The organism is Stutzerimonas stutzeri (assembly GCF_051028275.1).
Taxonomy (GTDB): domain Bacteria; phylum Pseudomonadota; class Gammaproteobacteria; order Pseudomonadales; family Pseudomonadaceae; genus Stutzerimonas; species Stutzerimonas stutzeri_AS.
Genome location: NZ_CP069269.1, coordinates 1,538,735 through 1,557,433, shown reverse-complemented (window position 1 = coordinate 1,557,433; position 18,699 = coordinate 1,538,735). Strand labels below are relative to the sequence as shown.

The 18,699-nt window shown below is 57.3% G+C and carries 22 protein-coding genes, 2 tRNA genes, 1 other RNA gene and 1 pseudogene; 13 read left to right on the top strand and 13 right to left on the bottom strand.

Going from position 1 to position 18,699, the window contains the following annotated elements:
• Positions 1-12: 12 nt before the first annotated feature.
• Complete coding sequence (locus JQR87_RS07220) at positions 13-507, top strand: ribonuclease H family protein (RefSeq protein ID WP_407291314.1); 495 nt, start codon at positions 13-15, stop codon at positions 505-507.
• Positions 508-578: 71 nt separating this feature from the next.
• Here JQR87_RS07220 and JQR87_RS07215 read toward each other — a convergent pair whose 3' ends face one another.
• Complete coding sequence (locus tag JQR87_RS07215; protein WP_407291316.1) at positions 579-995, bottom strand: hypothetical protein; 417 nt, start codon at positions 993-995, stop codon at positions 579-581.
• Between the two features lie 11 nt (positions 996-1,006).
• Entirely contained in the window at positions 1,007-1,696 is a 690-nt protein-coding gene (locus tag JQR87_RS07210) for an endonuclease (protein ID WP_407291317.1), read from the bottom strand.
• Positions 1,697-1,798: 102 nt separating this feature from the next.
• Between JQR87_RS07210 and JQR87_RS07205 the strand changes: the two genes are divergently transcribed.
• From JQR87_RS07205 to JQR87_RS07190, 4 genes are all read left to right on the top strand, one after another.
• Positions 1,799-1,990 carry a hypothetical protein gene (locus JQR87_RS07205; protein ID WP_407291319.1) on the top strand — a complete coding sequence of 64 codons (192 nt, stop codon included), beginning with the start codon at positions 1,799-1,801 and terminating at the stop codon, positions 1,988-1,990.
• Positions 1,991-2,080: 90 nt separating this feature from the next.
• Entirely contained in the window at positions 2,081-3,547 is a 1,467-nt protein-coding gene (locus JQR87_RS07200; protein WP_407291320.1) for an HNH endonuclease, read from the top strand.
• A 212-nt stretch (positions 3,548-3,759) separates the two neighbouring features.
• Positions 3,760-3,912, top strand: coding sequence for a DUF4113 domain-containing protein (locus tag JQR87_RS07195; protein ID WP_407291322.1), 153 nt, complete (start codon positions 3,760-3,762; stop codon positions 3,910-3,912).
• A gap of 200 nt (positions 3,913-4,112) precedes the next feature.
• On the top strand, positions 4,113-4,598 hold the full coding sequence (locus JQR87_RS07190) for a hypothetical protein (RefSeq protein WP_407291323.1): 486 nt from the start codon (positions 4,113-4,115) through the stop codon (positions 4,596-4,598).
• A gap of 110 nt (positions 4,599-4,708) precedes the next feature.
• Here the strand turns inward: JQR87_RS07190 and JQR87_RS07185 are convergent, their stop codons facing one another.
• Positions 4,709-5,653, bottom strand: a complete 945-nt coding sequence (locus JQR87_RS07185; RefSeq protein WP_407297790.1) for a site-specific integrase — start codon at positions 5,651-5,653, stop codon at positions 4,709-4,711.
• Between the two features lie 135 nt (positions 5,654-5,788).
• On the opposite strand from JQR87_RS07185, the gene JQR87_RS07180 reads away from it, so the two are divergent.
• The gene (locus JQR87_RS07180) at positions 5,789-5,992 is read left to right on the top strand and encodes a hypothetical protein (protein ID WP_407297900.1); all 204 of its coding nucleotides are present in this window, start codon (positions 5,789-5,791) and stop codon (positions 5,990-5,992) included.
• Here the strand turns inward: JQR87_RS07180 and JQR87_RS07175 are convergent.
• Positions 5,972-6,043 (bottom strand): annotated as a pseudogene (locus JQR87_RS07175) (hypothetical protein); the annotation flags it as partial. The gene JQR87_RS07180 and the pseudogene JQR87_RS07175 overlap by 21 nt on opposite strands.
• A gap of 142 nt (positions 6,044-6,185) precedes the next feature.
• Positions 6,186-6,282: signal recognition particle sRNA small type (ffs, locus tag JQR87_RS07170), an RNA gene on the bottom strand.
• Positions 6,283-6,574: 292 nt separating this feature from the next.
• Here ffs and JQR87_RS07165 point away from each other — a divergent pair.
• Positions 6,575-7,561: an NAD(P)/FAD-dependent oxidoreductase gene (locus JQR87_RS07165; RefSeq protein ID WP_407291324.1), complete on the top strand. Its 987-nt coding sequence runs from the start codon at positions 6,575-6,577 to the stop codon at positions 7,559-7,561.
• Between the two features lie 68 nt (positions 7,562-7,629).
• On the opposite strand, the gene JQR87_RS07160 is transcribed toward JQR87_RS07165, so the two are convergent.
• The 3 genes from JQR87_RS07160 to JQR87_RS07150 form a co-directional block, all read right to left on the bottom strand.
• A complete protein-coding gene (locus JQR87_RS07160) occupies positions 7,630-8,562 on the bottom strand; it encodes a ZIP family metal transporter (protein WP_407291326.1) in 933 nt (310 codons plus the stop codon).
• A gap of 466 nt (positions 8,563-9,028) precedes the next feature.
• A tRNA-Gly gene (locus JQR87_RS07155) sits at positions 9,029-9,104 on the bottom strand.
• Positions 9,105-9,109: 5 nt separating this feature from the next.
• Positions 9,110-9,185: transfer RNA gene (locus tag JQR87_RS07150), tRNA-Glu, on the bottom strand.
• 213 nt (positions 9,186-9,398) lie between these two features.
• Here JQR87_RS07150 and JQR87_RS07145 point away from each other — a divergent pair.
• Positions 9,399-10,166 (top strand): hypothetical protein, encoded by a 768-nt coding sequence (locus JQR87_RS07145; protein ID WP_407291328.1) that lies wholly within the window; start codon positions 9,399-9,401, stop codon positions 10,164-10,166.
• Positions 10,167-10,248: 82 nt separating this feature from the next.
• Positions 10,249-10,932 (top strand): glutathione S-transferase family protein, encoded by a 684-nt coding sequence (locus tag JQR87_RS07140; protein ID WP_407291329.1) that lies wholly within the window; start codon positions 10,249-10,251, stop codon positions 10,930-10,932.
• Positions 10,933-11,089: 157 nt separating this feature from the next.
• On the opposite strand, the gene JQR87_RS07135 is transcribed toward JQR87_RS07140, so the two are convergent.
• From JQR87_RS07135 to msrB, 3 genes are read right to left on the bottom strand one after another with little or no spacing between them, the layout of a single operon-like run.
• On the bottom strand, positions 11,090-11,968 hold the full coding sequence (locus JQR87_RS07135; RefSeq protein WP_407291331.1) for an ATP-binding protein: 879 nt from the start codon (positions 11,966-11,968) through the stop codon (positions 11,090-11,092).
• Between the two features lie 57 nt (positions 11,969-12,025).
• Entirely contained in the window at positions 12,026-12,508 is a 483-nt protein-coding gene (locus JQR87_RS07130; protein ID WP_407291332.1) for a glutathione peroxidase, read from the bottom strand.
• Positions 12,509-12,540: 32 nt separating this feature from the next.
• Positions 12,541-12,939: a peptide-methionine (R)-S-oxide reductase MsrB gene (msrB, locus tag JQR87_RS07125; protein WP_407291334.1), complete on the bottom strand. Its 399-nt coding sequence runs from the start codon at positions 12,937-12,939 to the stop codon at positions 12,541-12,543.
• A gap of 191 nt (positions 12,940-13,130) precedes the next feature.
• Between msrB and JQR87_RS07120 the strand changes: the two genes are divergently transcribed.
• From JQR87_RS07120 to JQR87_RS07105, 4 genes are all read left to right on the top strand, one after another.
• The gene (locus tag JQR87_RS07120; RefSeq protein ID WP_407291336.1) at positions 13,131-14,345 is read left to right on the top strand and encodes a pyridoxal phosphate-dependent aminotransferase; all 1,215 of its coding nucleotides are present in this window, start codon (positions 13,131-13,133) and stop codon (positions 14,343-14,345) included.
• Positions 14,346-14,348: 3 nt separating this feature from the next.
• Positions 14,349-14,792: a hypothetical protein gene (locus tag JQR87_RS07115; RefSeq protein ID WP_407291338.1), complete on the top strand. Its 444-nt coding sequence runs from the start codon at positions 14,349-14,351 to the stop codon at positions 14,790-14,792.
• Between the two features lie 114 nt (positions 14,793-14,906).
• On the top strand, positions 14,907-15,779 hold the full coding sequence (htpX, locus tag JQR87_RS07110) for a protease HtpX (protein ID WP_407291339.1): 873 nt from the start codon (positions 14,907-14,909) through the stop codon (positions 15,777-15,779).
• A 114-nt stretch (positions 15,780-15,893) separates the two neighbouring features.
• Positions 15,894-16,538 (top strand): DUF2959 domain-containing protein, encoded by a 645-nt coding sequence (locus tag JQR87_RS07105; RefSeq protein ID WP_407291341.1) that lies wholly within the window; start codon positions 15,894-15,896, stop codon positions 16,536-16,538.
• A gap of 33 nt (positions 16,539-16,571) precedes the next feature.
• Here JQR87_RS07105 and JQR87_RS07100 read toward each other — a convergent pair whose 3' ends face one another.
• Together JQR87_RS07100 and JQR87_RS07095 are read right to left on the bottom strand one after the other, a co-directional pair.
• Positions 16,572-17,234 carry a thiopurine S-methyltransferase gene (locus tag JQR87_RS07100; RefSeq protein ID WP_407297792.1) on the bottom strand — a complete coding sequence of 221 codons (663 nt, stop codon included), beginning with the start codon at positions 17,232-17,234 and terminating at the stop codon, positions 16,572-16,574.
• Between the two features lie 60 nt (positions 17,235-17,294).
• Positions 17,295-18,698 carry a sigma-54-dependent transcriptional regulator gene (locus JQR87_RS07095; RefSeq protein ID WP_407291343.1) on the bottom strand — a complete coding sequence of 468 codons (1,404 nt, stop codon included), beginning with the start codon at positions 18,696-18,698 and terminating at the stop codon, positions 17,295-17,297.
• Position 18,699: the final 1 nt, after the last annotated feature.

The window sequence follows — 18,699 nt, the reverse complement described above, 5'->3', positions numbered from 1 at the left end:
AGGAAACCTACCATGTCAAACCAACGCAGCTACACCATATACACCGACGGGGCTTGTCTCGGTAACGGAGGTCTATTTCCCCGCGCAGGATGGGGAGCTATCCTGCGAAACCCCGAAGGTGACGTCCTCGAACTTGCTGGTCCCGTACCCGAAGAGCAGCCGCAGACCAATGGGAGAGCTGAGTTACTAGCTATCGTCGAAGCACTCAAGGCCATCCGTAACCCAGCAATAATCGAGGTCTTCACCGACAGCGAATACATCGCGAATGCGTTCAACAAGTGGCTCGACGGATGGATTGAACGGGGCTGGAGGAAAGCTGATAAGAAGCCTGTCGCTCACATCGATCTGTGGGAGGAATTGGTCCGCCTGCGGGGTGTCCATGAGATGACCGTAGCCTGGGTCAAAGCCCACAACGGTATTGAGGACAACGAACGAGCTGACCGGCTGGCGAACATCGGCTGCTACAAGAAGAGGGTCCGAAGCCGGATACCGGCCACAGCCGAATGACTATACGGGAAGCTCCTGCGAGGGCTTCTCGTATGCATGTACGTCCACCTGCAGTTTTGTCTGCATTGTTGTCAGAGCAGGGCCAATTGAGGCCATCGGTCGTGAACCCAGGCGTACTCCTCGGGCGGACTGCTGGTCACTACGAACACCCGCTGGTCGTCACCTTCGCCCGTCACGAGACAGCGCAGAGCGTAGCCGTCGGGGACGTCGAACCAATGAGACGTCCGCTGACCATCCTTTTCCATGAATCGGTCGACCAACCCGAGTGCTGGCCTCGGTCGGTACTTGTCCCACCCGCCGCGCTCGATGGTCTCCAGTTTGGCCCAGCCGCCTCTCGGACCGATGCCTGATTCGCCCTCGCGCTTGCCCCAGCGGACCCAGCCAAGCTCACCACCGTCGACCAGTACCACCGGGAACGCTGCCTTGGGACTCGGGAAGTACACCTTGAACGCCTTCTCGGCTTCGCGAGCCTCGACTCCACCACACATAACAGACCTCGCTAGGGGCACGCACTAAGGTCGACGGGCCCAACGAAACGGTTACCGTGTCCCATCACGCAGGCCAGCCGTTGATTTCTGGCCAGCTCCCAACTGCGTGCGGGGTATGCCTTGTCCCAGGCGTCATATAGCTGCCTGTCTTGTTTCGACAGCCGCAGCGCGTAGCGTTCAGCCACGTAGAAGTAGGTCCGAGCTATCATCCCGCGCACCTGCTGACGGGGCATCGCCTTGCGGGCCTTGAAGTCAACCACCATTGGGCAAGCCCCGTATTGCGTTGGCTTCTGTGGTAGCCACCCAAAGCCGTAATTGCTCCTATCACCATTGACCTCTCCAATGCTGGGGACGAGGTTATGCAGGTCGGCCTCCGCAATCCGGTATGTCGAATCGGTCTTCGAGCAGTTCGACCGTCCGCCCTTTTGCCAGCACTGCCGCTGATGACCGATGACCCAGGCGGGGACCACATGCTCCCATTCAATCCGAGCGGCCCGCTGAGCATTCTTTCGAGGCACATAGCCGCAGCTCTTCAGGTCGACCTTGTTACCGCTGTAACGGCAGCCGCAGTAGAACTCGACTGGATTGCCGGCGTAGAGCTTCCAAGCAGCTTTCTTGGCTTCCGCGAAGGTCCTTGGGGCTGAAGCGGCGACGGCCGACTCGATTGTGAGCAGTAGCAGGAGAAACAAACAGCGGAGCATCAGTGCGTCCTTGGCATGGGAGGTTGTCGACGGCAAGCTATTGTCGGGCTAGTAGCTCAGCGTGCACTGTATAAGCATACAGTCCTTTGAGCAGTCCCGACTATGTCCCTTACCCTCCTTGGGCGCCTTGACCGCCTTCACAACCTGAGCCATGAGTGCGCAGAACTCCGTATTACCGGCTTCCAGAGCCCGGCTGAAGATGACGAGCAATTTGAGGAAGCGTCACTGTCCGCTTTCGGCCAAAAGGGGACAATCACGGAAGCTGAGCCGGATATGGGTAGCTATTCGGCTTAGGCCCGACTTTTTGCTGCCCTTGTGTACTTCGCATGTTGGCTTTGCCTGGCAGGCAAGATAGCTTTGCTCCCTCTATCGGCAGGGGGTGGTATGCAGGATTTCAAGGATCAGGAAGGCGAATATCTGCAGTGGTTGGCCAACAACCCATCTGGCTTCGTTGCCAATCTCGATAAGCGCCATTCGTTACCGAACTATCCGCTGGCACACATTGCCTCCTGTAGCTTCCTCAAGCGCGGTGAGAACTTCACTACCGGCGATTATTACAAGGTCTGTTCTGCGGATCTCGATGAGCTGGAAGCTTGGTGTTTGGCAGAGCATCACCAGCCACTTCGACACTGCGCCAACTGTAGCCCCGTTCGACCTAGTGGATTCTGGTGGGTGAACCACAAGCAGACCAGCCGGGTAGAGCTCAACGAGGGTTATATCTGGTCGCCTCGTGAAAAGAAGGGCGGTGTGCGCAATCAGGCCTACATTAACCTGACGCTTGTATGCCCTGGCGATATCGTCATTTCCTATGCCGACACGTTGATCCAAGCGATTGGTGTCGCTCGCAGCAGTTACACCGACGCGGCCAAGCCTGCTGGATATGGCTCGGCGGGGGATACTTGGAATGATATGGGGTGGCAGGTGCCGATCGACTGGACGCACCTGGATAATCCTATTCGCCCCAAAGATCATTTGGCCGAGATATCTGGCATGCTGCCGGAGAAGTACTCGCCTCTACAGAAGAACGGCGACGGCAACCAGAGCATCTATTTGGCCGCAATTTCGGCCCAGCTAGGTAACCTGCTGCTCGAACTGTCCGGACAGGCTGCGGACAAGGTGCAGCGCCTCTCGGAGTCTTACTCGACCGGCCATAGGCCCGGAAGGGCTCTCGCTCGTTTGCCGGCAGAGCAGCTCCGTAAGGTCTCCGCGCGCCACATCTGGCAGGCGGTTCAGGACATGCTTGGCGGCGTAGAGGCTCCAGGTTTTGGGCCTTCGACAGACTATGACCTAATCGTTGAGGGCGAAACTCGACTCCCTCCCAAAGCAGTCTTCGGCCTGGCTGCCACTCTGGCGCTGGGCTTCCAGGTGCAGCCAAAGCACTTTACGGCAGGAGTAGGAAGCCCCTGCTTCGAGCTCCTCACGGAAGCAGGCTATTTGATCGTGCCGAAGGGAGAGCTTTTACCCACGCCAGATCTGCAGATTTCCTACGAGGACCGTGTCTGGTCCGAGGGACAATCGAAGCTGGTAACGCATCTTCGAAAGGAGCGAGGGACTGGCTTGGCAAAAGCCAAGAAGGATCAGTTCCGAACGGATCACGGGCGGCTGTTTTGCGAGCGATGCAACCTGGATCCTATTGAAAAATATGGCGACGCTGGAGAGGCCTGTATTGAGGTGCACCATGACAAGGTGCAGGTTTCCGAGATGGCCGCCGAGCAACAGACTCGGCTCGATGACCTGCAGTGCCTGTGCGCCAACTGCCATCGAATCGTTCATCGGCTGCTCAAGCAGGAACAGATTCAGCAATCCCACTCAATTGAAGCAGTGGCCGCTCACGTAGCCGTGACCGAATAGCCCAAGCCAGCCGCTTCAGCGGCTTCGGCACTTCAACGATTGAATGGCAGCTTCTGGCCGCTAGCTGCCACTTGCGAAGGTCACCTATTGAGCAATTTCGCTCAGTCGGTTCCTTTTGCGCCGATGCCTGTTTAGAAGTGTTGAAAGCGTTCGGAGCTGGAAGGCCGGAAGGTCGCTAGCAGGTGACGCCACGACGAAGTAGCGAGCAGCTGATGGCTGTTATAGACGTCATCAACCGCCGTGAAGGTCGTGGGACAGTCCGCCTAGGCAGCGTTCCCATTGTGCCCGACTGGGGCATGCGGCGTGACATGAAAAGCCAGTGCTATACGACGCGATGGGACGAACTTCTAACGATTCGGGGATGAATAAGTCCCAGCTAAATCTAGCTGACAAAGTTGCAATGTATATGCTCAGCACTTCTTTTTATTCTTGCTTGACCGAGTTAAACATATAAAAATCAACTTACATATAATCTTTAATTCTTGCACCTGCGCAACTATCACACAAAGCGTTACAACTGTGATATTCATCTTCCTCGAACATAGAAACTCGTTGAAGATGAGCCATGCCAAAGAAACGAAAAGCAGACAAGACGTTTACTACCAAGACCATAAGCCCAATCATTGCCGAGTTCCAAAAGCTAGTTAACATGAAAGGCGGCCATTTCCCTTGGGCTCAAATGCTCGAACAGAAAGAAGTCCGTTTCATATACGACATGTTGGCTTGGGCGGAAGCCAGAAAGGACTACTTACCAAGCACTGCTCAAGGGCGATGGGGAGCGCAGATCCTTATAAAAATTAAGGGTGCGCAAAAGCAGTGGAAGGCAGCGCACGGAACAAAATCTCCAATGCCGTCCGCCCGTGCGGATATTGTTGCACGGAGAAATGCTAAGGAATACCTAAAACGAAAGGGGGTGAAGCTGACAAAAGAGACACCATCGGACGTGGAGCTAGCTTTGATGTTGAACTCTTTGGGAGAAATAGAAAATCCTCCTACAAGGGCTACGGCAAAAGGTCAGCTCATCAAATGGAGCGCCTCAGTTGCTAGGTAAATTGATGTACGAAATGAAAAATTCTCCTACCTGAACTAATAGCCCTAGTTAGAGCGGAACTCGCGTTAGCTGTTCCGCTATAGGGTGCACGGAGCCAACTATGGCTGTGCCTAAAACGATTCCAAAGTGACCGCCTGCACTACGGGCAACAGCGTCTCAGGTCGGTAGTCCTTGCCGTAGCGCCCGAATGTTATTCCCCCGGCCTGATGACCAAGCAACCCCGCTACGAGCGATTCCGTTACGCCCTTCTGCTTTAGGTGGTCAGCTAGTGTGTGTCGAAAGCTATGGAAGTCCTTTCTCACTCCGCCCTCTCGGAGCCCTAGCTGCTGTCGTATACGGGCGAACCACTTGGACGGCACCGCCCCATAACCATGCATCTTGTGGCAGCCAATCTCAGGGAAAAGGCGAAGCGCGCCAAGCTCGCGCTGACGCTCAACAAACCGTTTGAACCCAAGCTCTACAAGCTTCCCGTGAATCGGTATCAGCCGCTCCGAAGTAACATTCTTAAGCTTCTGGTCCGCCCTTCCTTGCCGGAAATGAATGCAATCGATGCCGTCCCGATTGACGATATCGTCCAGGTAAAGCTGGCATAACTCGTTGAGCCTAGCCCCAGTATAAAGACCAAGAAGCGGCAACCAGTAGCGATACGGCTTATCGGTCGAGGTCGATTCGTAAGTAGCCCGATTGAAGAGAAGCCTCAGATCAGAAGCGCTGAATGCGCTGCGCTCCTCGTTCGTCTTCCTCCGCTGGCGCACCTTCAAACCCTCGAAAGGGTTCTTCTCGCAATGCCCCTCTTGGATGGCGAAGGAGAAGATCGTCGTAAGGTTCTTCACATAGTGGTTGAACGTGGTAACGCTGATGGTCTCGGAAGCGGAGCTAACTATTTCGTTCAGTGAAAGGTCCTGGATTTGACCTAAGCGAGGGGGCAACTTCAGCGCGGTCTCTCGAAACAGGAGAGCTTCCTTCCTGGTGATCTGTGCGACAGGAAGGTCACCAACTATTTTACCGAGCAGGGACACCACGGCACGCTTGTCCTGCAGCGTCTTAGGGGCCACGCCCTCCCGCTCCTGCTGCGCCAAATACGAGCTGGCCAACGACGACAGGCTTGGCGAGACGACAGGCTTCTGTTGAGTGAGCGCAGGGGCAGGCACATGACCTTGAGCTGGGGGAAGCGGTAAGGCCTCCTGGCCATGTTCGAAATGGTGTACGAGCTGCTGCTGGCGCAGCCAGGACGACCAACAGGCGAGCCGCTTGCCCTGAAGCTCCCAGCTCCCTTTCAAGTGCTCTATGGAGGGCCTGAGGCCTCGGAACGCATCCGTGAACAACGACTGCACCTGAAGAAGAAGCTCACGACTTCGCAGCAGAGCTTCCCGTCGACACCGAGTCAGGAGTGAACGCCTGATTTCACGCTGAGGAAACAACGGGCGAATGACGTCAGGAATCACTATTCGGAAATAGTAAATCGAGTGACGAGACAGAAGAAGATAAGACGGGACTGACGACACGGTTGTATCACTCCTTGGACCACCTAGATGGCTGAGAGCGAAAAACCGAACAAAAACAACGAGCTATCGTCATGGAGGTGAACCCTACCAGCCACACCCCGGCACACAATGTCACCGCTGCGGCTGCTCCCTTCCGGGCCTGACCGGGTTCACGGCTGATCGTTGCGGGGGGACCGGCAGGGCCCACCATGACAAACCCGCCTGGCGGCGAGCGGCGCCATTGTACCGGCTTATCAGCAACTTACAACCACCGGCGACTGGCAGCCACGGGACCCGATGCGTCGCACACGGCAAAGCAAGCGCAGGACAGCCGCTGACGCGGTAAACCGTTCGCCGCATTCGTCGAAACCCTCTAGCCAAAGACACGCGTCTGTCCGAGGATGGAGACGATCAACCACTATTGAACGCTTGTCATGAGATCGCACCGCGACCAACTGTTTGCGGCTGATGGCACCAGTACACGAGGTAATCATGAGCCAGGCTCCAATCGCCATTATCGGAACCGGAATAGCGGGGCTTTCGGCCGCTCGCGCGCTACTCGATGCCGGACAGCGGGTCCATTTGTTCGACAAAAGTCGCGGAAGCGGTGGCCGCATGGCCAGCAAGCGCAGCGACGCAGGCTCGCTCGACATGGGTGCGCAATACTTCACCGCCCGCGACCGGCGCTTCACCGAGATTCTTACTGAATGGCGGGCCAGGGGCTGGGTAGATCAGTGGTCCCCTAATCTGTTCCAGTCTCGCGCCGGACAACTGACCCCATCTGCAGACGAGCAGCTACGGTGGGTCGGCGTGCCTACGATGAGCGCCATTACGCGCGGGTTGCTGAGTGACCTGCCCGTCGAGTTCAACTGCCGCATTACTGAAGTTTTTCGCGGCGAACAACTCTGGACACTGATCGATGCCGCCGGAAACAGCCACGGTCCGTTCAGCAAAGTGATTGTCGCGACACCCGCGCCTCAGGCTGCAGCGCTGCTCTCAACCACTCCCAAACTTGCCGCCGTGGCAGCCAGCGTGCCAATGGAGCCAACCTGGGCGGTCTCGCTGGGTTTTGCCACACCGCTGAGTACACAGGTCGAAGCTTGCTTCGTTCAGGACGACGCGCTGGACTGGATTGCGCGCAACCGCAGCAAACCGGGGCGCGATACTGGGCTCGATACCTGGGTACTTCACGGAACCGGCAGCTGGAGCCGTCAACATCTCGACCTGCCCAAGGAAGCCGTGATCGAGCGCCTGCATGGCGCTTTCGCCGAATTGATCGACAGCGTGGTGCCAGAACCAGAGTTCAGCCTGGCGCACCGCTGGCTGTATGCCCGCCCCGCCCAAGCGCACGAATGGGGTGCTCTGGCCGACGCTGGACTGGGCCTTTACGCATGCGGTGACTGGTGCCTATCCGGTCGGGTGGAAGGCGCATGGCTCAGCGGCCAGGAAGCAGCGCGCAGGCTATTGGAGAATATCTGAGCTAACCCCGAGCGGCTTGTCGGGGCAATGCGTAACTCAGACACCGCCGGGGCCCGGAGCTAAACCAATTAGCCTAACGCGGTGTCGAGAAACATCATCACGGCGAATCCCAGCATCAGCCCGAGCGTAGCGGGCGTCTGGTGGCCGTTGCGGTGTGTTTCCGGGATGACCTCATGAGACACCACGAAAATCATGGCGCCAGCGGCAAGCCCCAGACTGACCGGGTAGGCAATAGCGAAGCCGCTGGACATTCCGATCCCCACCAGCGCGCCTAACGGCTCCATCAACCCAGACGCTGCAGCAACCAGCACGGAAGCTTTCGCCGACAGGCCCGTGGTACGTAGCGCAAGCGCAACGGCGAGCCCTTCAGGGATGTCCTGAATCGCAATTGCAGTGGTCAGCGGAAGTCCGACATTCAGATCGCCATTGGCGAAACTGACGCCGATTGCCATGCCCTCGGGCAGGTTATGGAGCGCGATCGCCAAGACGAACAGCCAAACCCTGTTGAGCCTCGCGAACTCCGGCCCCCGGGGACCGGTGCTCTCATGCTCGTGCGGCGTGAAGTGGTCCAAGCCAAGCATTAGCAAAACACCGAGCCCAAGCCCAACCACAACGGTCAACGCCGCAGCCGGGCCATTTCCGAACAATTCACGCCCAGCTTCGAGGCCCGGCAAGATCAACGAGAATGCGCTTGCTGCCAGCATCATCCCTGCAGCAAAACCGAGCATGCTGTCCTGAGCCCGGATAGAAACATCACGAAGACCAATTGCCAGAACCGCCCCAACAGCAGTCGCGGCGAAACCGGCGCTCCCCCCTAATAGTGCATAGCGAAGGTTGCTCGCCTCACCACTTTGAAACGCATTGATCCCGCCCGCGACAATCAAAAGCAGCACCGCGACCGCGGTTAGGACGAGGCTGAACGTAATCCACGGGCTGGCCTGCGCCTGAGCAAGCCAGACGGAGCGCAATGTGGCAACAGGGCTTTGAACGGTTGACGCCATAATCACCAGATCCTGAATGCAAGAACGTCGATGGTACGCAGCCACCTCTTCAAACGGGGCGATAGCCGTGACAGGCATGCCCTGAGAAGGTGGGTTCATTCTTTGAACCCGACGGATGAAGGATGATTCAACACCAACCCTAGTTAGCGCCCAGATAGACCGTCAACTGGCGACAAACCGCACTCGAATACACGGACAAGAAGCTTTGGGCAGACTCTGGTTAGCGACTACGAGACATTCGAGCTGCCGTCTGGTTGTAAAACAAGCAGCGATTACTTCTTCGAAGCGAAATCTTAGCCAAGTGTCATGCGATAAGAGGGCGCAACCCTTTTTCCCTGAACAAACAACACTCGTCTACGTTTCACGCCGACAGAAGTATGGAGACTGACCAGAAACGAAAAAAGCGACCCTAAGGTCGCTTTCTCGGTGCTTCAAGATCTTCGATTAGAAGATGTCGACGCAAATTTGGAGCGGGAAACGAGACTCGAACTCGCGACCCCGACCTTGGCAAGGTCGTGCTCTACCAACTGAGCTATTCCCGCAAATATGGCGTCCCCTAGGGGACTCGAACCCCTGTTACCGCCGTGAAAGGGCGGTGTCCTAGGCCACTAGACGAAGGGGACGCTGCCCGGAAGCGATTGCTTTATTCCGGCTTTCAGCGCTTCGCTTTGTGCTTCACGCTGCAAGTGGCGCGCATTCTAGGGAGGTCCAGACAGGTCGTCAAGCACGATCTATAAAAAATTTATCAAGCTAACGTCCAGCTTGCGCTGAGCTATCAGCTTGCTATCTAACGCTCTACACTCGGCAAAAATCGCCCGGTCAGAGAGGTGCGTCTCGTGTCCCCAGTATTGATTACCGGATTGGTCATAGCTGGCCTGTTCATCTTGATCGCGATCGGCGTCATCAATCAGATCGTCGAAAAGAACAGCCTGGAGAAGGCACGCATTCGTGCCGAGCTCAGCGACAGAATGCGCCGATGCGCCCTACTCTCGGATGGTTTTCCGGGCCAGATGATGTCACCGGAGCTCAAGCTCTTCCTGTCACGCCTGGAACTTGCAGTTGGCGAACAACTGCTGGCTCAAGATAAGAAAAACGCCACGCTCGAATCCCGAGTCAACGCTCTGCGTAGCGCTGTGGCCAAAGGTGAGGACATCCCCGTTGAAAACTCACCAGTCAAGGTCGTGACCGAAGCCCAGGCCAAAGAAATTCGCCTGCTTATCGAGGACCTGCATGGGCTGATCGTTTGGGCCAACAAACAAAACCAGCTGGACGCGACTACTGCTAAACGATGGATTCGGCAAATACAGCGGATGATGGTCATGCTCCACGTCGAATATTTCAGCAATGCTGGCCAAATGGCGCTCCAGCAGGGCAGCGCGCATAAGGCACGTCTCGCCTTCGAGCGCGGCATCCAATACATCCGAAAACAAGCCAACCCGGCCGATTTTCAAACCCAACTTGCGAAACTCGAAGCGAGTTACAACCACGCCAACAAACTCGAGCACACCCAGCAGCAACCGAAGCTTGACGAACCGAGCGCACTGGCCGAGGGTTTGAAGAGTCTCGAAAGTGAAGACGATTGGAAGAAAAACAATATCTACTGAAACCGGACAAAGGAAGACGACGCATGAGCAATCTTAGCGAACGTCCGGCTGCAGCCTACCGCTTTGCCGTGGAGAACACGTTATGCCCATAACCGTATTCGGTGCCCCGCTATCACCCTTCGTCCGCAAGGTCCGTGTCTGCCTGCAGGAAAAAGGCATGGACTATCAGCTTGAAGTCGTTATGCCATTCACCCCTCCCGAATGGTATCTGCAGCTCAATCCTCTTGGCCGTATTCCCGCCATCAAGGATGGAGAACTCAGCTTGGCCGACTCCAGTGTTATCTGTCAGTACCTTGAAGAGACGTATGCAGAGACCGCGCACCTTTACGGAGAAACCCCGACCGACCGCGCCCTTATACGTTGGCTGGAAAAATATGCCGACTATGAGCTAGCACCGCTGACGACCTTTGGTGTGTTCCGCAATCGTGTGCTGAAGCCAAGCTTGGGCCAGCCATGCAACGAAGACAAGGTTCAGGCCGCACTGAATGACAAACTGCCCCCACACCTGAATTACCTGGAGCGCCAACTGGGCGGAAACGACTATTTCGTCGGCAATCAGCTTTCAATGGCTGACATTGCTATCGCCTGCCAGCTGATCAACATGGAACATGGCAGGGAAGTGATCGACGCGGGGCGCTGGCCCGCACTGTCGGCACATTACGCACGGATGAAGGCACGCGAGTCGGTGCAGAGTCTTCTGCCGGGCGAGCAACGGACCGTGGCGAAGCTCATCGAAATGGGCAACCGGACGACTCAGCCCAGCTGAATCGTCTAGGCCCGTCCTATGACCGCTCTACGAAAGCGGCCGGGGCGGGCTGAAATAGCTCGCCGATTGAGCAGCCCCACGGTACACCGGTCAGTCGCTCGCGATGCAACGAACAAGACCTTCGTCGGCGCCCCGGCAATGGCGAAGGTCCGATCTTTTAGAGCAGACGCATCCCTACCCACTGACGCGCAAACTGATAGGCGCACCGCCCGTTGCGGTTCCCTCGGGCGGTCGCCCAACGAATGGCGTCTTTTTCCAGCACGTCGTCCCAGGCCCACTGCAGGCCGGCCTGCTTGGCCATCGACTCGATCCAGTGACGAACGACGTTCAGGTAATGGTCCTGACCGAAGGGGTAGAACGAGAGCCAAAGACCAAATCGATCCGACAGCGCAATTTTGTCCTCTACCGCCTCGTTTGGATGCAGCTCACCATCGATCATTTGCCAGTTCTCGTTATCGCTCTGGCGTTCAGGAACCAGGTGACGGCGATTCGATGTCGCATAGAGAAGCACGTTCTCTGGTGCCCGCTCCAACGATCCGTCCAGCACGCTTTTCAGGACCCGATAGTCACCCTCTCCGGCCTCGAATGAAAGATCGTCACAAAACACCACGAAGTAGTGCGGCTGACCAACAAGTTGATCGACTAGCTTTGGCAGGTCGGCAAGGTGATCACGCTCAATTTCGATCAGGCGCAGCCCGGCCGGTGCGTATTCGGCCAGCAAGGCCCGGATGAGCGACGACTTCCCGGTTCCACGTGCGCCCCAGAGCAGAACATGATTTGCCGGCAGGCCTGAAACAAATTGATGTGTGTTGCGTGCCAGCAATTCTCTTTGTCGATCGATACCGATCAGGTCAGCCAACTTCATATCCAGCGACACATTTAGCGCCTGCAGGTATCCGCCCTGCCCTTCACGGTGCCAGCGTGCAGCCAGGCTAGCCGCCCAGTCTATGGAGGCTCGCTGCGCTGGCAACAGGGGTTCCAGGCGCGTCATCAGCGCATCGGCACGCTGCAAAAAAGCTCTTAGCTCAGCATCCATCCATCGACTCCAATAAAAACATTCGAGCAGCGCCTAAAGCGCTGCCGCGGCAAAGCACTAGAGATGGGCCTCGATGCGTGCTGCCAAAGCCTCCGGGGCCGTACGCGGGGAAAAGCGACTCACCGACCGTCCTTCATCGCTGACAAGGAACTTCGTGAAGTTCCATTTGATCGCCTTGCTGCCGAGCAAACCAGGGGCGCGCTTCTTCAACTCGATGAATAACGGATGGGCCTCACTGCCATTGACCCGAACCTTGGAGAACATCGGAAAGCTGACTCCGAAATTTCTCTCACAGAACGTCGCAATCTGCGCTTCATCGCCAGGCTCCTGATGACCGAATTGATCGCAGGGAAACCCGACAACGAGCAGCCCCTGCCCGCGATACCGCTGCCATAGCGCTTCGAGCCCCTTGTATTGAGGCGTAAAGCCGCACCGGCTGGCGGTATTGACCACCAGCACCGCTTTGGCTTGGAAATCGCCGAGAGTCGTCTGCTGGCCATCTATGGTAAGACATGGAATCTCGAACAGCGGGTCGCGCATGGAGGCATCCTGACGAGGCGTAGCGAGGCTGATCAGGCCTCGCGCGGCTTGTGGTTGAGGGAGGCTGAATTGATGCAGTAGCGCAGACCGGTCGGCGCCGGGCCATCTGGAAACACATGTCCCAGATGCGCATCGCAACGGGCGCACTTGACCTCAATGCGATGCATGCCGTGACTGAAGTCATCGAGGCTGGAGATGGCCGTGTCGCTCACCGGCTGAAAATAACTTGGCCAACCGCAGCCAGAATCAAACTTGGCGTCTGAGTCGAACAAAGGCGCGTCGCAGCAAGCGCAGTGATAAATCCCAGGCGTTTTCGTTTCATTGTACTTCCCGGTGAAAGGCCGCTCGGTTGCACCCAGTCGGCACACCTGGAATTGCTCGTCGGAGAGCTCTTCACGCCAGGCTTCCAGCGGTTTTTCTAGCTTATCCATCGGTACACCTCGTGATCTTAAAAAAGGCGGATCTGTACCTTTTCCGGTGGTCAGGCCGCACGTATGATGCGGTGCTCTTGGACGCCTAGTCTGGCAGCGGGGTTTCAAGCTGCCAAGGCGCCTGGGGTTCATGCCAAAGGTTGCCGGGTCTCGAATACCCGGCACGCCCTCACTTCGGGACACTCAGGATCATGCAGGTCAGCAAATCGAACAAGCTCGCCAATGTCTGCTACGACATCCGTGGGCCAGTGCTCAAGCACGCCAAACGCCTGGAAGAGGAAGGCCATCGCATCCTCAAGCTGAACATCGGCAACCCGGCACCGTTCGGTTTCGAAGCGCCTGAAGAAATTTTGCAGGACGTGATCCGTAATCTGCCGACAGCCCAGGGCTACAGCGACTCGAAGGGCCTGTTCAGCGCTCGCAAGGCTATCATGCAGTACTACCAGCAAAAGCAGGTAGAAGGCGTAACCATTGAAGACATCTATCTCGGCAACGGTGTATCCGAGCTGATCGTGATGTCGATGCAGGCGCTGCTCAACAACGGCGACGAGGTGCTGATTCCGGCGCCGGACTACCCGCTGTGGACCGCCGCGGTGAGCCTGGCAGGCGGCAAGCCGGTGCATTACCTCTGTGATGAGCAGGCGAACTGGTGGCCTGACCTGGCGGATATCAAAGCCAAGATCACCCCCAGCACCAAGGCACTTGTGCTGATCAATCCGAACAACCCGACAGGCGCCGTTTATCCGCGCGAAATTCTGGAGGGCATGGTTGAACTCGCTCGCCAGCACAAGCTGGTGCTGTTTTCGGACGAGATCTACGACAAGATTCTTTATGACGATGCGGTTCATATCTGCACCGCCTCTCTTGCGCCCGATGTGCTGTGCCTGACGTTTAATGGGCTGTCGAAGTCCTATCGGGTTGCAGGCTTCCGCTCCGGCTGGGTAGCGATCTCGGGACCCAAACACAAGGCCCAGAGCTACATCGAAGGCATCGACATCTTGGCCAACATGCGCCTGTGCGCAAACGTACCGTCACAGCATGCCATCCAGACCGCCCTCGGCGGCTATCAGAGCATCAACGATCTGGTATTGCCGCCTGGACGCTTGCTCGAGCAGCGCAACCGAACCTGGGAGTTGCTCAACGACATCCCTGGCATCAGCTGCGTCAAGCCAATGGGGGCGCTGTATGCGTTTCCGCGGATCGATCCGAAGATCTGCCCGATCCACAACGACGAAAAATTCGTACTCGACTTGCTGCTGTCGGAAAAGCTTCTGGTCGTACAAGGTACGGCGTTCAACTGGCCGTGGCCTGATCACTTCCGCGTCGTCACGCTGCCCCGCGTCGATGATCTTGAACAAGCAATAGGCCGAATTGGTAACTTTCTCAAGACCTACAGCCAGTCGTGATCGATGGACCTGCAAATTGACGACTTCTACCGGGATGCCGCGGCCGGGCTGCTGACGCTCTATCAAGCCTTTCCGCGGAAAGTCGCTCTGTATGTCGAAGACCTCATCGGACATGAGGAGCCCGACGAGTTCGGTCTGCCAAGCAAGCGCCACCAGGGCTGCCTTGGCGCACTGATATGGCTTGCAGAGGAAGGCTATCTTCGCTTCGAGAGCACCATTCAATTCCTGGCGCTAGATCAGGCGGTGCTCACCGAGAAAGCCTTTTTGCGGCTAACCGGCAGCGTCCCGGATGCCCTCATCAGCCATGAAGCATTACCCCCCAGCGTTCGCCGGGTCCGGTCGAGCCTCGCCCATCAGTTACGCGAGGCGTTGCGCGAAGGCGATAGTGAACGCCTGGCGAAACTGACCCGCCGGCTGTTCGATAGCCCATCAACAGACCCGTCCTGACCTCCCGCGCGCAACAAGCGACATAGCTTGAAATAGTCGCCAGGTTGAAACACGCCGACCCGCCCCTTATATAGCCTATCGTTCTTCACTGTTCCCCTTGGAGTCTGCCGCAACATGATGCGCATTTTCTTGTTTCTGGCCACCAACCTGGCTGTACTGGTCGTAGCTAGCATCACCCTCAAGCTGCTCGGGGTCGACCGCTACACGGGTCAGAACTACGGCAGTCTGCTGGCTTTCTGCGCTGTATTCGGTTTCGCCGGCGCACTGGTTTCGCTGTTCATTTCCAAGTGGATGGCGAAAATGAGTACCCGCACCGAGGTCATCACCCAGCCTCGCACCCGTCACGAACAATGGCTGCTGCAAACCGTCGAGCAGCTGGCCCGCGACGCCGGCATCAAAATGCCCGAAGTCGGTATCTTCCCTGCTTACGAAGCCAACGCCTTCGCCACGGGATGGAACAAAAACGATGCGCTGGTTGCGGTCAGCCAAGGCCTGCTTGAACGCTTCTCACCAGAGGAAGTAAAAGCCGTACTGGCCCACGAAATCGGCCATGTGGCCAACGGTGACATGGTTACCCTCGCGCTGATCCAAGGCGTCGTGAACACCTTTGTCATGTTCTTTGCGCGGATCTTCGGAAGCTTCGTTGATCGGGCGATCCTGAAAAACGAAGATGGCCATGGCATTGGCTACTTCGTTGCGACTATCTTCGCAGAACTGGTTCTGGGCATCCTCGCCAGCATCATCGTCATGTGGTTCTCGCGCAAACGAGAGTTTCACGCTGACGCGGCCGGCGCTCAGCTAGCAGGCACCAGCGCGATGATCGGCGCACTGCAGCGTCTACGCGCCGAACAGGGCGTCCCCGTAGACATGCCCGACAGCCTTAAGGCCTTCAGCATCAACGGCTCCCTGCGTAACGGCCTGGCGGGCCTGCTGATGACCCACCCAACCCTGGAAGATCGCATCGAAGCACTGCGCCAGCGTGGCTAAGTAGTGACTCAAGACAAGGGTGGCATCAGCCGCCCTTTTTTTCGCCTGCAATTTGCACCCAAGGGCGGTATGCCTGTCGAAACAAGCGCCATCTACGACAAAGGATAGATCAGCATGCGTCGCCTTCTTCTGATACCCATCGCCCTGCTCACCTTAGCCGGCTGCCAAAGCGCCTATTATTCGGCGATGGAAAAGGTCGGCCTGCACAAGCGCGACATTCTTGTCGACCGCGTCGAGGACGCCCGCGACTCGCAGCAGCAAGCCAAGGAGCAGTTCAAGGATGCCTTGGAGCGCTATCGCAGCGTGGTTCAGGTCAAGGGCGGTGAGCTTGAGGAGCGCTACGAAGCCCTGAATACTGAGTTCGAAGCCAGCGATAACAGTGCACGAGAGGTGCGGGATAGAATTGAAGCGGTAGAGGACGTCGCCGGAGCTCTGTTCCGCGAATGGAAACAGGAACTCGACGAATACAGCAATGCGAGCCTGAAGGCTACGAGCGCCAAGAATCTGCAAAACACTCGGAATGACTATCGCAAACTGCTTGAACGCATGAAGGCTGCGGAAAAGCGAATCGACCCGGTTCTAGACGTATTACGCGACCAGGTCTTGTTTCTCAAGCACAACCTCAACGCGCGCGCCATCGGCTCGCTGCAGGGTGAATTTCGCACGCTTGAGGGGAATGTAGACCAGCTCTTGGCTGAGATGCAGCGGGCGATAGACGAAGCCGACATCTTCATTCGTCAATTACAGCGGAACCAGTGAATACGTCGTAACAGTGGAGTCCAGAAGACTCAACTAATGATTGACGAGCAGGTAGCAGTTTTCTTCGAGACGTGTCAGGCCACGCTGAATAAACTTCCAGTTGCCTTCGTCTTTCAGCACGTCCGCCCTCTCGAGTAACTCGACGCGCCAATGCGAGCCAAACGACGCATGAATCTCGACATCGCTTACGGCAAATGGCGGGCCGGACATCTGCTCCTGTTCGTAATCCAAAGCGATCAGCAAACCCTTGGAGCCGGCCGTCACAATGCTCGTCAGATGCTCTACATATCGCCCACGCATGGCGGCAGGCAGCGCAATAAGCGCAGCGCGGTCGTACAGCGCCTGACAACCAGCCACATCGCTTCGATCCAGCGAAAAGAAATCACCGCAGCGGATCTCGAGCGTACCGGCGCGATAGACCTTGAACGCTCCCTCAGTGGAGACATTCGCCACAAGTCCTTGCTCACCAAAAAAGGCTTCGACGGCGCGCTCGCTCAACTCCACACCGAGCACAGCGAAGCCTTGCTGGACCAGCCAAGCCATGTCGAGGCTTTTTCCGCAAAGCGGCACCAGCACTCGGGTGCCGGCAGCCAAATGCAATCCCGGCCAGTGCCGGCGCAGGTAAGGGTTTACATCGTTCAAGTGAAAGCCGATCTCGTTGCGTGCCCAACGGCGCTGCCAGAACCCCTCGTCCACATCCAAACCCTCTCGAAATAAGCTGGCAGCATATCAGGCCTGCCTGGGCCGGATATGGCATCAATTGGAACGAAGTGCAGCCTCCGGATCCAAGCCGGCATCGCGCATCTGTGCCAACTTGTATCGCAAGGTACGCGCACTGATACCGAGACGTTCGGCGGTCTCCTTGCGGCGCCCATGCTCGGCGCGCAACGTATTGAGGACCAGTTCGAATTCTCGATGACGCAGGTCTTCACCCAGTACGCCACCGGCCTCGACCGGCACTGGCGAGGCCAGCGGCGCAGGCGCTGTCGACACTACTTCACTCGTCATGGTTCTCCCCGGCAATGCGAAGCCGGCAACGCTCAGGCAGAGATCGTCTGGCCTGATCAGACCGCCCTGCTGCAAAATCAAGGCTCGCTGAATCGCGTTGTCCAACTCACGCACATTACCGGGCCAGTGATAACCGAGCAGACATTGCCGCGCCTCCGGTGTCAACCTGGCGTTCGGCTGGCGCATCTTAGCCGAGTGGCTTGCTAGCAAGCGTTCTGCAAGCGGCACGATGTCTGCCGGCCGATCCCGCAACGGCGGCCAGGCGAGCGGAAATACCGAAAGTCGGTAATACAAATCTTCACGGAATCGCCCGCTGCGAACTTCATCAGCCAGATCACGGTTGGTCGTAGCGACGATACGAATGTCCAGCGGGATCGGTTTTCGCCCTCCGACACGCTCGACCTCGCGCTCCTGCAACACTCTCAAAAGCTTGGCTTGCAACACCAGCGGCATCTCTGAAATTTCGTCGAGCAGGAGTGTGCCGCCTTCCGCCAGCTCAAACTTGCCCGGCTGCGACGCGATGGCGCCAGTGAAGGCACCCTTTTCATGACCGAACAGAGTTGCCTCGAGCATGTTGTCCGGTATGGCTGCGCAGTTGATGGCAATGAATGGCTTGTCAGCCCGGGGCGATTGTTGGTGAATGTAACGAGCCAACACCTCTTTTCCGGTTCCGGACTCTCCAGAAACCAGGACGGTCGATTCGCTTTGTGCCACGCGGGCCGATAATGCCAACAGCTGCCGACTAGCCGGCTCTACCGCAACCGGGCTCTGCTGATCAGTAGCATCGAACTGGCCACAAGCATGCCTTGCTACCAAGCCAAGCAAGACTTTTGGCTCGAATGGTTTGACGAGGTAATCCACGGCCCCCTGACGCATCGCCTCAACAGCGCGATCAACGGCGCCGAATGCCGTCATCAACAGCACAGGGAGCTGTGGGTACCGTTGGCGGACCACCAATTGCAGCGCATGGCCATCCATGCCAGGCATGTTCACGTCACTTACGAGCAGGCCGAAACTCTCTCGTTCAAGCGCACGCAACGCTGCCTCTGCGCAATCGACAGCCTTGTATGCATAGCCACCAAGTTCGAGGGTATCGCCTAGCGCTTCGCGCAATGCGCGGTCGTCTTCGACCAGTAGGACCTTGACGCTCATA